The sequence below is a fragment of the Rhodococcus sp. 2G genome (genome assembly GCF_001886355.1).
GTDB classification, from domain to species: Bacteria; Actinomycetota; Actinomycetes; order Mycobacteriales; family Mycobacteriaceae; genus Rhodococcus; species Rhodococcus pyridinivorans.
Window position 1 is genome coordinate 4,478,531 of record NZ_CP018063.1, and the last position, 13,009, is coordinate 4,491,539.

At 68.5% G+C, this 13,009-nt stretch carries 14 protein-coding genes; 8 read left to right on the forward strand and 6 right to left on the reverse strand.

All coding sequences use genetic code 11. The annotated features are described in order from the left end of the window. Positions 1 to 5: 5 nt before the first annotated feature. The gene (locus tag BO226_RS21230; protein ID WP_064256507.1) at positions 6 to 1,004 is read right to left on the reverse strand and encodes an MBL fold metallo-hydrolase; all 999 of its coding nucleotides are present in this window, start codon (positions 1,002 to 1,004) and stop codon (positions 6 to 8) included. Positions 1,005 to 1,102: 98 nt separating this feature from the next. On the opposite strand from BO226_RS21230, the gene BO226_RS21235 reads away from it, so the two are divergent. The 3 genes from BO226_RS21235 (at position 1,103) to BO226_RS21245 (ending at position 3,376) form a co-directional block, all read left to right on the forward strand. Continuing rightward, the gene (locus tag BO226_RS21235; RefSeq protein ID WP_064256422.1) at positions 1,103 to 1,582 is read left to right on the forward strand and encodes a TspO/MBR family protein; all 480 of its coding nucleotides are present in this window, start codon (positions 1,103 to 1,105) and stop codon (positions 1,580 to 1,582) included. A 176-nt stretch (positions 1,583 to 1,758) separates the two neighbouring features. Beyond that, on the forward strand, positions 1,759 to 1,941 hold the full coding sequence (locus tag BO226_RS21240) for a hypothetical protein (RefSeq protein ID WP_006553115.1): 183 nt from the start codon (positions 1,759 to 1,761) through the stop codon (positions 1,939 to 1,941). 88 nt (positions 1,942 to 2,029) lie between these two features. Further along, complete coding sequence (locus tag BO226_RS21245) at positions 2,030 to 3,376, forward strand: phosphotransferase family protein (RefSeq protein WP_064256423.1); 1,347 nt, start codon at positions 2,030 to 2,032, stop codon at positions 3,374 to 3,376. A 4-nt stretch (positions 3,377 to 3,380) separates the two neighbouring features. On the opposite strand, the gene BO226_RS21250 is transcribed toward BO226_RS21245, so the two are convergent. The 3 genes from BO226_RS21250 to BO226_RS21260 are packed head-to-tail and all read right to left on the reverse strand — an operon-like array spanning position 3,381 to position 5,862. Further along, on the reverse strand, positions 3,381 to 4,997 hold the full coding sequence (locus BO226_RS21250; protein WP_064256424.1) for a solute symporter family protein: 1,617 nt from the start codon (positions 4,995 to 4,997) through the stop codon (positions 3,381 to 3,383). Further along, positions 4,994 to 5,368 carry a DUF485 domain-containing protein gene (locus BO226_RS21255; RefSeq protein WP_064256425.1) on the reverse strand — a complete coding sequence of 125 codons (375 nt, stop codon included), beginning with the start codon at positions 5,366 to 5,368 and terminating at the stop codon, positions 4,994 to 4,996. The genes BO226_RS21250 and BO226_RS21255 overlap by 4 nt, the downstream gene beginning before the upstream one ends. Next, the gene (locus BO226_RS21260) at positions 5,365 to 5,862 is read right to left on the reverse strand and encodes a nuclear transport factor 2 family protein (RefSeq protein WP_064256426.1); all 498 of its coding nucleotides are present in this window, start codon (positions 5,860 to 5,862) and stop codon (positions 5,365 to 5,367) included. The genes BO226_RS21255 and BO226_RS21260 overlap by 4 nt, the downstream gene beginning before the upstream one ends. Positions 5,863 to 5,987: 125 nt before the next feature. Between BO226_RS21260 and BO226_RS21265 the strand changes: the two genes are divergently transcribed. The 5 genes from BO226_RS21265 to BO226_RS21285 all read left to right on the forward strand — a co-directional run bounded on the left by BO226_RS21265 (position 5,988) and on the right by BO226_RS21285 (position 11,173). Next, complete coding sequence (locus tag BO226_RS21265; protein WP_064256427.1) at positions 5,988 to 6,587, forward strand: TetR family transcriptional regulator; 600 nt, start codon at positions 5,988 to 5,990, stop codon at positions 6,585 to 6,587. Positions 6,588 to 6,673: 86 nt separating this feature from the next. Then, entirely contained in the window at positions 6,674 to 7,870 is a 1,197-nt protein-coding gene (locus tag BO226_RS21270) for an acyl-CoA dehydrogenase family protein (RefSeq protein WP_071935989.1), read from the forward strand. After that, on the forward strand, positions 7,867 to 8,607 hold the full coding sequence (locus BO226_RS21275) for a hotdog fold domain-containing protein (protein ID WP_071935990.1): 741 nt from the start codon (positions 7,867 to 7,869) through the stop codon (positions 8,605 to 8,607). Before BO226_RS21270 ends, BO226_RS21275 begins: the two co-directional genes overlap by 4 nt. After that, positions 8,604 to 9,479, forward strand: coding sequence for an alpha/beta fold hydrolase (locus BO226_RS21280; RefSeq protein ID WP_024102387.1), 876 nt, complete (start codon positions 8,604 to 8,606; stop codon positions 9,477 to 9,479). Before BO226_RS21275 ends, BO226_RS21280 begins: the two co-directional genes overlap by 4 nt. After that, complete coding sequence (locus BO226_RS21285; protein WP_071935991.1) at positions 9,476 to 11,173, forward strand: AMP-binding protein; 1,698 nt, start codon at positions 9,476 to 9,478, stop codon at positions 11,171 to 11,173. Before BO226_RS21280 ends, BO226_RS21285 begins: the two co-directional genes overlap by 4 nt. Before the next feature lie 38 nt (positions 11,174 to 11,211). On the opposite strand, the gene BO226_RS21290 is transcribed toward BO226_RS21285, so the two are convergent. After that, positions 11,212 to 12,510 carry an MFS transporter gene (locus BO226_RS21290; RefSeq protein WP_019288841.1) on the reverse strand — a complete coding sequence of 433 codons (1,299 nt, stop codon included), beginning with the start codon at positions 12,508 to 12,510 and terminating at the stop codon, positions 11,212 to 11,214. Positions 12,511 to 12,585: 75 nt separating this feature from the next. Beyond that, entirely contained in the window at positions 12,586 to 12,915 is a 330-nt protein-coding gene (locus BO226_RS21295; RefSeq protein ID WP_006553126.1) for a GYD domain-containing protein, read from the reverse strand. Positions 12,916 to 13,009 lie beyond the last annotated feature (94 nt).

Sequence of the window (13,009 nt, forward strand, 5' to 3'; positions counted from 1 at the left end):
GTCGATCAGGACGCCTCGAATGCTCCTTCGCGCAGCAGTGTTTCGGCCGCGATGAAGGCTGCGACGCGACGTGCGACGGTGGGCGGCGCCGGTGGGTTGCCGTTCCACTGGTCGAACAGCGTGCTCAGGCTCAGTGCGATGCGCTCCGGCGACTCCCAGTGACGCCACGCATCGAAATCTTTCGTGAGCAAGAGTTTCCGCGCTGTTTCGAGCGGGGTGAGTCCGGCCCGGTGATGATCCTGGGCGGCATCGCGCAGCCACAGCCAGTAGTCGCGCAGTGCTCGGATCTCCGCCGCACCGCAGGTCGGCCCGTGCCCGGGTACGTACACGTCGGCGTCCCAGCCGAGCAGCCGATCGAGCGCCGACAACCAGTTGTCGAGCGGGCCGTGCCACAGGATCGGCGTCGACCCGATGAACAGCAGGTCGCCGGTGAAGACGACCCCGGCATCGGCCACGCGCACGACGAGGTCGCCGGACGTGTGGCACGGTCCGAGTTGCTCGAGTTCGATCGTGCGACCACCGATGTCCAGTGAGGTGGCGGTCACGAAGGTCGTGTCGGGCATCCGCGGGGTGCGGCGCGGGAATCGGGCACCGCCGCGGACCCGCGCCATGTAGGCACCGGCCGCACCGATGGGGCCGGGGACGTGCCGGATCAGGGAGCCCGTGCCGGCCAGCACGGTGAGGGCGCGCGGTGGAAGATCCTCGCGCATCCCGTCCAGTGCGGCGGCGCTGGTGGTGATCCGCGCGTCGGGCGGCAGCGTGTCGTTGCCCCACCAGTGGTCACCGTCGCTGTGGGTGTTCACCGCGTCGGTGATCGGAGCATCGGCGACCAGCGGTGCCTGCGCCTCGGCGATGCGCTGCGCCCATGCGACGTCCCATGCGGTATCGACGACCAGCGACGCCGTTCCCGGTGCGACGACCAACCCGGTGTTGGCCTCACCCCAACCGCCGGGGGTGCGCACGAACGCCCAGACCCCGTCACCGACCTGCTGCAATCCACTCATGTCGACCTCCCGGCCCGCCACCCTACCGAGGTGTCCGTTTCGTGCGCCTTCGGCTCGGGTAGCCGACGATCAACCGTCATCCACAGGAGCCGACAGACATGAGACTCAGTACCGTTCTCGCGACCGCCGCTGCCACCACGACCTCCGCGATCGTCGGATCGATCGCCTCCCAGGACACGAACTCCCGGTGGTACCGCAAGTTGCGTAAGCCCGGTTTCCAGCCTCCGGCCGCGGCGTTCCCGATCGTCTGGACGGCGCTGTATGCCGATATCGCTGTCACCTCGGCCGTCGCGATCGACGAGTACACCGACGCCGACGACTATGCGGGTCGTCGCAACTACATCGCGGCTCTGGCTACGAATCTCGTTCTCAACGCGTCGTGGTCGTGGGTGTTCTTCAAGTGGCATCGGTTGATGCCTGCCACTGTGGTCGCCGCCCTACTCGCCGCCAGTACCGCGGATCTGACGCGCCGGACGGCCGAGGCGAATCCGGCTGCGGGTGCCGCGCTGGCTCCGTACTCGGCGTGGACGGCGTTCGCCACGCTGCTGACCGGACGGATCACGCAGCTCAACCGCTGATCCGCGTGAGTCAGGACGGTAGATCGCGTCCGTGACATACGCGGCGACGTCGGCGTGGGTCATGTGCCGGGCGGGGGAGAGTAGACGACCTTCCCCGGCACATCTCGGCCCGTCGCGGCCGACCACCTGCAGGAGACCGCCGGAAATCTGGAAACGGTATGGGTGATGATGGAGGCATGCTGGAAACACCCGTCGTCATCGGTATCGGATCGATCTGCGTGGGGTTCGTCTTCTTCATGCTCGCCGCGACGGGAACGCGATCGCGCTGGGACAAGAAGATCACGATCACGCTGTTCGCGCTCGCCATCGTCTTCATGACGATCATCCCGGTGATCGGCGCGGTGGGGTTCGCGGCCTGACACTCCACGATGTCGCGGTGGAAGTGCACGCACACCGCGGATCACCGTGGGAGTATCCACCGCAGGAAACCGAACAGGGGAGGTCGCGGTGGGTGGCGTCAGCGGTGAATTGAAAGACGAACTGACGAAGCGTCTTTCGTCGGTACTCGACGGCAGTTGGACGCTGCGGCGCATCGAACGGCTCACCGGTGGTGCGAGCCGCGAGACCTGGGCGATCACCGCGGTGTCGGCCACCGGCGACACCCGGGAGTTGATCCTGCGCCGCGACCCGCCAGGACGCGAGGACGCACGCAGGATCGCCATGGAAGCGGCGTCCTTCGACGAGGCTGCCCGCATCGGCGTGCCCGTGCCCGACGTGATCGACCGCAGCGGCGACGAACCGCACCCCGGGATCGGCGCCTACCTCGTGATGTCGAAGGTGCCCGGCGAGGCACTGCCGCAGAAGTTGTTGCGCGACGAGAATCTGGCCGAGGTCCGCGCCGCACTGCCCTACGAACTCGGACGCATCCTCGCCCGGATCCACCGCATGGACATCGAGGCCGTACCGAACCTGCCCGAACACGACCCGCTGACCTCCCTGTTCGACGAGTACCTCACCAACGGCAACCCCGTGCCGACGCTCGAGGCCGCGTTCGCGTGGCTCCTCCGCAACCGTCCACCGGCGACCGGGAAAGCGTTCGTGCACGGCGACTTCCGCAACGGGAACCTCCTCGTCGACGCGGAGGGCGTGCGCGGGGTGCTCGATTGGGAACTGGCGCACGTCGGTGACCCGATGGAGGACCTCGGGTGGCTGTGCACCCGGACCTGGCGTTTCGGTTCGCCGCATCCGGTGGGCGGGTTCGGTTCCCGCGACGACCTGTTCCGCGGGTACGCCGACGAATCGGGCGAGAGTCCCGACCCCGAGGTCGTCCACTGGTGGGAGGTCTACGGCTCGCTGCGGTGGGCGGTGATCTGCCGGATGCAGGCCGCCGCAGCGGCGACGGGAGGCGACAACACCCTCGAACTGCTCGCCATCGGCCGGCGCGTCGCCGAGTGCGAACACGACCTGCTGGACCTGCTCGACGTCCCTCCCCACGACGAGACGGAGACTCCGCCCGCCACCCCACAGTTCCTGGGAGCACCGCCCGTCGAGGAGCTGCTCGGGGCAGTGCGCGAGTTCGTCCTGGAGGTCGGGGCGGGCGCCGATGCGAAGACCCGCTACCGCAGCCGGGTGGCGGCGCACGTTCTCGGCATCGCCGCACGGGAGGCCCTCTTCGCCCCGGCGGTGCGGGAGACCTATCGGGTGCGGCTCGCCGGGCTCGGCTACCGCTCCGAAGCCGAACTCGCCCTCGGTGTGCGTGCAGGACGAGATCACCTCGACGACCCGCAGGTCGCCGAGGTGATCAGGGGGTTGGCCGCGAACCGGCTGAAGGTCGCGAACCCGAAATATCGCTGACGGATCAGTGCGTGGCGGCGACCTCCGCGCCGATGCCGGTCTCCGCGCGCACCAGCATCTCCGCGAACTTCTCGTCCTCGAGGCGGCCTCGTCCCCGACGCTTCTCGCCGACGATCGATCCGATCACGCACGCGGCAATGCCGAGCGGCATGGTGACGATCACCGGGAGCTGGATGGTCAGGGGAGCGGGGCCGTTGCCCATCCACAGGGCCTCGGTGAACATCAGGCTCACGACCGTCGAGACGAGACCGGTGAGCACACCCCAGACCGCGCCGGTGGCGTTGAAGCGCCGCCAGTTCAGACTCAGCACGAGAGCGGGCAGATGCGCACTGCCGGCCACCATGAACGCCATGCCCATGAAGAAGGTGATGTTGGTGTCGTCGCCGATGAGCATGGACAGGCCGATGGCGAGGACGCTGAAGGACACGGCCCCGTACCGGGCGATGCGGGCCTGGGCCTGGTCCTCCCGGGCCTGCTCGTCCGCGTCGAGATTCTCGATCGGTTCCTTCCGCGTGACCGCCGGCCACACGTCGCGGGCGAAGGTGCCGGCCGCGGAGATCACGACACCGGCGACCACTGCGACGATGGACGCGAAGGCGACCGCGGCGACGAGTGCGAGCGCGATGGACCCACCGACCGTGCCGGCTCCGCCACCGAGTTCGGTGACGAGGACGGGTGCCGCAAGGTTGCCGCCGGACCCGACGAGATCGGTGCCGTTCGGTCCGAGCACGGCTGCGGCGCCGAAGCCCATCACGATGACGATCAGATAGAACAGGCTGCACAGCGCGACGGTCCAGCCGAGCGAGCGACGTGCCGTCGTGGCCTCGGGGACGGTGAAGAACCGGATGAGGATGTGCGCCATTCCGGCGGTGCCCAGGGCGAACGCGAGCGCGTAGGAGACGAGGTTGATCGCGCTGGTCTGGCCGAAGATCAGGCCGGGGGACAGGATCGCGTCGCCCGCGACGGCGTTGTCGGTTGCGGCGTCGAGGACCTTCGGGAATGCGAACCCGAACTGCGCCAGGATGCCGAAGCACACGATGATCGCGAGCACGGACAGGATCGTCGACTTGATGACCTGCACCCAGGTGGTGGCGAGCATGCCGCCCACGAAGACGTAGATGCCCATGAGCGATCCGGCGACCACCACCGACAGCCAGAATGGGATGCCCGAGACGGATTCGAGGAGCACACCCGCGGCGACGAGCTGGGCGAGCAGCACGAAGGTGCCGGTGGCGATCGTGCTCAGCGCGACCGCGACCCGCACGTTCCGCGAGTCGGTGCGGAAGACGAGGACGTCGGCGAGGGTGTACTTGCCGAGATTGCGCATCTTCTCCGCGAGGAGGAACAGCACCGGCAGGAACGAGATGACGGACGTGAACAGGATGACGGTGCCGTCGACGCCCTTGGAGAAGATCAGACCGGTGGTGCCGAGGAAGCTGCCGGCGGAGATGAATTCGCCCGCGATGGCGAATCCGTTCTGCCAACTCGAGATCGAGCGACCTGCGGCGAAGAATCCGTCGGCGCTCTTCGCGCGCCGGGATGCAGCGAAGGTCACCCACAGGGTCAGGGAGATGACGGCGCTGCAGATCGCGATGGCGAGATAATCGGCGTCACCGGTCATGATGCGACCTCCTCGGATGCGGGACGGTTCCGTTCGACGGCCACCACGGCGTCGTCGACGGCGGGGCCGATGTAGGTGCGGGAGAGACGGAAGTACGCCCAGACCAGCACCCAGGTTCCGGCGAACTGGGAGAACACCACCCACAGCGACAGCGGGATGCCGAGGACGACGGTGGCGCCGAGTTGGTCGGGGAACCCGATGAAGGCGACGAGGAAGGACGTGAACAGCACGACGGTAATGCCACCGAGCGTGTTGGTCACGCGGGCGCGTCGGCGACGCAACTCGGCGATCTCGAGAAGACGGAGCATCCGCGTCCAGACGAGCTCGTCCTCCGGGGACGAGGTGGGGACGCCGTTCACGGTGTCGGTCATGCCCGCACCGCCGCGCCGCGGGCGCTGTCGAGCGCGAAGAGGTTCTCGTCCCACCCGGACTCGAGCGGTCCGAAGAAGTGGAAACGCACCCGCTTGACCTTGTAGAGCCAGCGGCCGTCGACCTTGACGACCTCGTCGTTGTAGCGACCGGCCGCGATCGCGGGGGTGCCGTCGGTGACGCACGGCTGCCACAGGAACGAGCGCACGGTGGCGCGGTCACCGTCGAGGTCGATCTCGAGGTTCGTGATGAAGTGCCAGAAGGAGGTCAGGCCGCCGTCGGCGAGTCCCGCGAAGAAGGTGCGCATTTCCTCTTTTCCTTGCGGGTGGGACAGGCCGTCGAACTCGCCGTCATCGGTGAACAGCTCCATGAGCGCGTCCCGGTTGCCGTCGTCGAGGTGGCGGCAGTACTGCGCATCGAGCTTCCGGATCGCCTCGAGGTCTTCGAGGCGGGTGATGCGGTCGAGCAGGGACGGTCCGGGATGGGGGCTGGACACAGCAGATCCTCCGTTGTGCGTTTTATTAACGTCCGTTCATGTGAGCTGGACCATAACAAGCGTGCGCATGCCCGTCAACGGGAAGGTTCTTGCTGGTCGGCGCGATGTGTGCCTACTGTGCAGGGATGAACAGCCGGTCGAACGGAGCGTCCTCGTCCATTCGGGAACGGATTCTCGAGACCGCGCTCGACGAGTTCTACGAGTGCGGATTCCACGGGGCGACGATGCGCAATATCGCCAACGCCGCAGGTTGCAGCGCTGCCAACGTCTACAACCACTTCGAGAACAAGTCGGAACTGCTCGTGGAAATTCTCCGCCGCGCGAGTGACGAGCAGTTCACGGCGACCCGCAACGCGCTGCGCAAGGTCGGTGACGATCCGGTCGAGCGGTGGCGCGCGGCGGTCGCGGCCCACGCGCTGTACACCGCGCGGAATCCGCGGGCCTGCCTGGTGGCGAATTCGGAACTGCGGTATCTCGGCCCGCTCGACCGCAAGCGCGTGGTGGGCTCACGCGACGCGCAGGAACAACTCTTCGTCGATATCGCGGAAGACGGTGTGGAGCAGGGACTTTTCACGATCGAACGAGTGCATCAAGGGGTCACCGCGGTGCTGACGATGTGCGCCGGCATCCCCCTCTGGTTCCGGGAGAGCGGACCCCTCTCGGCACAGGAGGTCGCCGACGATTTCGCCGGATACGCGCTCAATCTGGTCGGATATTCGCGCTGAACCGTTGACGGGTCATGGGTGCCGTGCTGTACTGGGTGAACAAGCGTTAATGACCTACTCCGGTCCATCGAAGGAGTGCACCTCCCATGACCCACCGCCCCTCGCAGCCGCGCACCGATTCCCCGCGCTATCTCACCGAGGAACGCCTCGCGATCCGCGACCTCGCCCGCGACTTCGCGATGACGAAGGTGCTGCCCGTCGCCAACGAACTCGACCCGGTCCAGGGCACCATCCCCGACTCCCTCAAGAAGGAGATGGCCGAGATCGGCTTCTTCGGGATCATGATCCCCGAGGAACACGGCGGTCTCGGGCTCGGCGTCTTCGAGTACTGCCTCGTGGCCGAGGAACTGTCGCGGGCATGGATGAGCGTGTCGGGTCTGCTCGCCCGCGGCAACGGCATGGGCGGTGGATTCACCCCCGAGCAGGAGGCGGCACTGCTGCCCAAGGTCGCGCGCGGTGAGTACCTCGGCGCGTACGCCCTGTCGGAGGCCGAGGCCGGCTCCGACGTCGCGAACATCTCGTGCCGCGCCGTGCGCGACGGCGACGACTGGGTCGTCAACGGCACCAAGATGTGGTGCACCTACGCCGACGAGGCCGACTACCTCGTGCTCTTCGCCCGCACCGACCCGAACAAGGACCCGGCCAAGCCGCATCGCGGCATCAGCGCCTTCCTCGTCGAGAAGGAACGCGGCGTGTTCCCCGAGGGCATCTCGGGTACCAAGGTCCGCAAGATCGGCTACTTCGGGTGGAGCACCTGGGAACTGTCGTTCGACAACTTCCGCATCCCGGCCGACAAGATGCTCGGCGAGGAGGGCAAGGGCTTCTACCTCGCCGTCTCCGGCCTCGAGGTGGGCCGTGCCCACACCGCCGCCCGCGCCATCGGCCTCGCCCGCGCCGCGCTCGAGGACTCGATCGAGTACGTGCACACCCGCCGCCAGTTCGGCCGCCCCATCGGCGATTTCCAGCATCTGAGGTTCAAGATCGCGAAGATGGCCGCCGACATCGAGGCCGCACGCCAGCTGATGTACTCGGTCGCCACCGACATCGACACCGGCCGGCGGTGCTCGCTCGAGGCGTCGATGTGCAAGCTCGTCGCCACCGAGATGGCCGAGCAGGTCACCAGCGAGGCCGTGCAGATCCACGGCGGCGCCGGATACACCACCGACTTCCAGGTCGAACGCCATTGGCGCGACGCACGTCTGACGAAGATCTTCGAGGGCACCAGCGAGATCCAGATGCGCATCATCTCCGACGAACTCCTGGGAAGGCCCGAGCAGGCATGAGCGCACACACCGTCACCCGCCCGCTCACCGTCGGGGACCGCACCGCCTCGGAACCCCGCACCGTGGCCGATGTCCTGACCGCCTCCGGTACGGTGGCACCGGCGAACTCACCCGTCCTCGGTGCCCTGGCCGTCGCCTCGCTCGTCCCGTCCGTTCCCGGTGGCGTACCGTCCGGATTCGACTGGAATGCACACGATCCGGTCTCCGCATCGGACGTCGTATCGGCGGACACCGCGATCACCCGCGTGTCCGGACGGACCGCGCACCGCTACGTCCGGCTCGTGGACCAGGCCGGCACGGTACGCGAATCCGGCACCGAGACATGGACCTTCGACGACGAACAGCCGACGGTTCCCGAACTGGACTTCTGCACACCCGCCTGGGGCGCACTGCTCGCCGAGAGCCTCTCGGAAGACCGGGACTTCACTTCCTCGCTGTCCACCTGGGACGGCACCATCGGACTGCGCAGCGGCGAGATCGAACTGCACCTGCGCATCTACAAGGGGCGAATCGTCGACGTCACCCGGCGCACCCCGCACGGCGCGACGTTCACCTTCGTCGCGTCCGACCACGCCTGGACCGATCTCGTCCTGTCCGAGGAGAACGACTTCATGCGCCGCGCCATCCGCGGCGAATTCTCCTCCACCGGAGACGGATACGAATACCTACGCCTGACCAAGCCGCTCAACACGATCATCGGGCACGCCCGTGCCCTCGCCCGAAAGGCCCGCTCATGATCGAGGCCCGCTACCTGGAGATCGGCGGAGCGCTCGGCTTCGTCGAGATCGTCACTCCCGATGCACGATCCGGCAACGCGCTCGACGCGACCGACCTGCCCACCGTCCTGTGTATCCACACTGCGGGCCAGAGCGGCGTGCAGTGGCGCCACGCGGCCCGGGATCTCGCCGACCGCGGCTACCGGGTGGTCGTCCCCGACCTGCCCGGCCACGGACGTTCCGAACCGGCACCCGGCGGCCCCGTCACGAGCCTGATCACCTACGGCGACTGGTTGTGCGAGGTGCTCGACGCGCTCGGGATCGACCGGCCGTTCGTCATGGGCTGCTCGATCGGGGGCAAGCTCACACTCGAACTCGCGACCCGCCCGGACCGTCCGCTGTCCGGGGCCGTGGCGATGGAAGCCGAGCCCGGCCCGGGCCGCGTCAACGTCACCGGTCTGCGCCGCGAACTCGAGGACGTCGCCGGGCCGTCGCGCTCCGAGCGCACCTATCTGGGAACTCTTGCATCCGTGGGACGTTCGGTTCCGGAGGTGAAGGCGCACACGATCGCGCTCATGCACAAGCGGGAGGACCCGGAGATCTCGTCGTCCGACCTCATCGGCTGGGGAACCCACGACGTGCGCGACCGCCTCGACCGGGTGACCGCACCGATCCACCTCGTCGCCGGCGTCGACGACCCGTGGATCGACCCCGACGCCGTGGCCCGGGCAGCGGACACCATCAACGACGCACTTCCCGGACGCGCCCGCTTCACGGCACTGGCCGGTATCGGGCACTATCCGATGGAGGAGATCGACGACTTCGCCGCGCTCGCCGACACCTGGATCGGTGAACTGCGTCGGGTCGCTGTTCCCGAGGAGGCAGCGCTGTGACCACCACCCGCACCGACACCCTGTCCGCACTGCTCGACGGGCTCGTCGCCGCGAATCCGGATGCCCCGATCGCCTACGACATCGTCGACGACGTGGCGGTGGCCCGCAGCCGCGGAGAGTTCCGCGACCGGGTCGAGGCCGTGCGCAGCGAACTCGACGGCATCGGCCTGCGCGCCGGCCAGTGCATCGCGGTGATGTTGCCGAACTGGTCCGACGCACTCGTGTGGCAGTTCGCGGCCTCCGCGCTCGGTGCCCACGTCATCGGTGTCAACACCCGCTACAACACCCGTGAGGTCGCGCACATACTCACCGCAGCACGACCTGCCGTCGTGGCCGTGCCGGCCGCCTTCCACGGACTCGACCTGTTCGGTCGGCTCACCGAGGCCGCGGCGTCCGTGCCCGATGTGTCCACCCCGGTGGTTGCGGTGGTGCCCGGACCGGCGAACCCCTCGGCGTCCCCGGCCGACTTCGATCTCGGCGGAGGCACGTGGACGGCCGGCAGCGGCGACACGCGTGGCGCGAGCGCTCCCGAGACCCCCGACACCGCGACACTCACCCCGGCCGGGATCGACGACGATCCCGAGGATCGGATCGCGGTGGCGTTCACGACATCCGGTTCCACGGGCGTGCCCAAGCTGGCCGCACATCGCGGCAACGCGGTCGTCCGTCACGGACGCGCCGACGCCGCGATCATGAAGGTCGCCGAGGGCGACGTGGCGCTGTGCGTGCTCCCGGTCTCGGGGGTCTTCGGTTTCAGTACCGCGATGGCGGCGCTCGCCGGTGGGGGAGCGCTGCTCATGGAGACGGTCTTCGATCCGGATGCGGTCCTGCGCCGGATGCGGGAGGTCGGGGTCACGCACGCGGTGGGCGCCGACGACCTGTTCGGTCGTCTCTACGACGCCTGGCACGACGGCGAACGCGTCGATCTATCGTCATTGCGCTGGGTCGGCATCGCCGACTTCCTCGGCCGCTCCCACGAGATCGCCCGATGGCTGCGCGACGAATTCGGCACACACACCTCCGGTGTGTTCGGTTCGTCCGAGGTCTTCGCCCTCGCGATGCTGTGGAACGCCGACGATCCGGAATCGGTGCGTTGGAACGGTGGCGGACGCGCGGTCGACACGGCGATCGAACTGCGGGTCGCCGATCCCTACGACGATCGGGTCCTCCCGGCCGGCGAACAGGGCGAACTGCAGTTCCGCGGCCCGAACGTCGTCGACGCCTATCTCGGCAACCCCGACGCCGCCGCGCGCGCGTTCACGGCCGACGGTTGGTTCCGCAGCGGCGACCTCGCCGTCGACCTCGGCGACGGGGGTTTCCGTTACGTCTGCCGGATGGGCGACGTCCTGCGCCTGCGCGGCTTCCTCGTCGACCCCGCCGAGATCGAGACGCGTCTGGCGGAGCATCCCGGCGTGGCCACGGCCAAGGTCGTCGGCATCGCCGGCGACGGCGGCTACACCGAGGCGATCGGTTTCGTCGTCCCCACCGACGACGCACCCGCGGACACGACCTCGGTGACCCTTCGGGCCTGGTGCCGCGAGACCCTCGCCGCCTTCAAGGTGCCCACGGCGATCCATGTCATCGAACGGATGCCCACCACGGTCGGGGGCAACGGCTCGAAGATCCGCGCCGTGGAACTGCGCGAGTGGGCCCGCGAGTGGGCCGGTAGCGAACGCGACTTCCGAGCCGGATAGCGTCCTGCGTCGTCTCGATCCGCACGCGGTCGCGTCGCTCAGTTGCGGCCCATCGGTGCGGTCGTGGCGACGCGGCCCCTGGTGAGAATCGACAGCGACGCGGCGACCGCGCACAGGGACGCTCCGGCCCACCACGCGTAGGTGTAGGTGCCGAGGTTGTCGCGGATGACCCCGGCTCCGAAAGCGGCCGCCGCGGCACCGATCTGGTGGGAGGCGAACACCCAGCCGAACACGATGGTTCCGCGGTCGCCGAAGATCCGGCGGCACAGCATCGCAGTCGGCGGCACGGTGGCGACCCAGTCCAGGCCGTAGACCACGACGAACAGGATCATGCTGGGGTGCACGGACTCCTGCAGCAACCAGGGCAGCAGGAGCAGACCCACGCCGCGGAAGGTGTAGTAGAAGGCCAGCAGCTTGCGGGGGTCGAACTTGTCGGTCAGCCATCCGGAGGCGATGGTGCCGACGATGTCGAAGATCCCCACGGCGGCCATGAGGCTCGCCGCGGTGGTCGTGGGCATGCCGTGGTCGTGGGCCGACGGGATGAAGTGGATGCCGACGAGTCCGTTGGTGGTGGCTCCGCAGATGGCGAAGGCGATCGCGAGGGCCCAGAACGCCCGGTGACGCACCGCGAAGACCAGCCCTTCGAGAGCGCGGCCGACGGCACCACCGGTCGCCCGCGCCGGCGCGATGTAGGTCTCGGGGTCGGCCCCGTAGGGCAGGACGCCGCGCTCGTCGGGATGATCGCGGATCACCGCCCACACCAGCGGGACGACGACGAGCGCCGCCGCGGCGATCACGAGGGAGGCCTGCCGCCACCCGACGTTCTCCGCGAGCGCGGCCACGGGAGGGAGGATCACCAGCTGGCCGGTCGCGGAACCGGCCGTGAGGATGCCCATCACCAGGCCGCGCCGCTCGACGAACCACCGGTCGGCGATGGTCGCCGCCAGGACCAGGGCCATCGACCCCGTGCCGGTACCGATGAGCAGTCCCCAGAACACGAGCAACTGCCACGAGGCGGTCATGGCGACGCTGCCACCGGCGCCGAGGGCCACCAGGAACAGCGCCGACGAGATCACCCGGCGCATGCCGAACCGGTCCATCAGGGCGGCGGCGAACGGTGCGACGAGTCCGAACAGGACGAGGTTGATGCTGACCGCGAGCGACATGACGCTCGTCGACCAGCCGAACTCGTCGTGCAGCGGCACCATGAGCGCGCCGGGTGCCGCCCGGAAGCCGGCGGCGCCGAACAACGCGAGGAAGGCCACCGCGGCGACCCACCATGCCGGGTGGATGCGGGCCGGTCGGTGGTCACTGCGCTGGGCCGGGCGCACACTCATCACGAATTCACTTTCTTCGAGAAAGCAACAGGATGAGCAGACGATACCCAGCAGTGCGTCGCGGGAGGCGAGCGGTCAGCCGTCCTGGCTCCCCGGCGTCCGGTAACTCGCGTCGCGGCGCGCGGCCTCGTCGACCTGTTCGGGGGTGAGCAGGGCGATCGGCGTGGAGCGCGCGGCGCCGGAGGCGATGGTGCGGAGTTCGAGTGTCGCGGCCGCGATCTCGTCGGGCACCTCGCCGAGCACGTAGAGATCGTGACCACCGAGCGCGAAGTGCACCGAATCGACCGTCCCGCCCACACTTTCGACCATCCGGACGATGGCGTCGCGCCGGGACGTACCGCCGTCCGTGAGCAACCCGCGTGCGCCGTCCGCGGTGTAGTTCACCTGCCAGAGATATCGCGGCATGATCGTCTCCTTTCGAGGATCCCGACCTCCATGGTCGGTCCTCCCCTCGTCACCCGGGACGGTTTCGCCGGGAATCGCGGCCTAGTCTCGATAT

Bases quoted from the DNA above. Each gene is read 5' to 3' on its own strand.
- BO226_RS21230 (WP_064256507.1), bottom strand. From the start codon at position 1,004: ATGAGTGGATTGCAGCAGGTCGGTGACGGGGTCTGGGCGTTCGTGCGC.
- BO226_RS21235 (WP_064256422.1), top strand. From the start codon at position 1,103: ATGAGACTCAGTACCGTTCTCGCGACCGCCGCTGCCACCACGACCTCC.
- BO226_RS21240 (WP_006553115.1), top strand. From the start codon at position 1,759: ATGCTGGAAACACCCGTCGTCATCGGTATCGGATCGATCTGCGTGGGG.
- BO226_RS21250 (WP_064256424.1), bottom strand. From the start codon at position 4,997: ATGACCGGTGACGCCGATTATCTCGCCATCGCGATCTGCAGCGCCGTC.
- BO226_RS21255 (WP_064256425.1), bottom strand. From the start codon at position 5,368: ATGACCGACACCGTGAACGGCGTCCCCACCTCGTCCCCGGAGGACGAG.
- BO226_RS21265 (WP_064256427.1), top strand. From the start codon at position 5,988: ATGAACAGCCGGTCGAACGGAGCGTCCTCGTCCATTCGGGAACGGATT.
- BO226_RS21270 (WP_071935989.1), top strand. From the start codon at position 6,674: ATGACCCACCGCCCCTCGCAGCCGCGCACCGATTCCCCGCGCTATCTC.
- BO226_RS21275 (WP_071935990.1), top strand. From the start codon at position 7,867: ATGAGCGCACACACCGTCACCCGCCCGCTCACCGTCGGGGACCGCACC.
- BO226_RS21280 (WP_024102387.1), top strand. From the start codon at position 8,604: ATGATCGAGGCCCGCTACCTGGAGATCGGCGGAGCGCTCGGCTTCGTC.
- BO226_RS21290 (WP_019288841.1), bottom strand. From the start codon at position 12,510: ATGAGTGTGCGCCCGGCCCAGCGCAGTGACCACCGACCGGCCCGCATC.
- BO226_RS21295 (WP_006553126.1), bottom strand. From the start codon at position 12,915: ATGCCGCGATATCTCTGGCAGGTGAACTACACCGCGGACGGCGCACGC.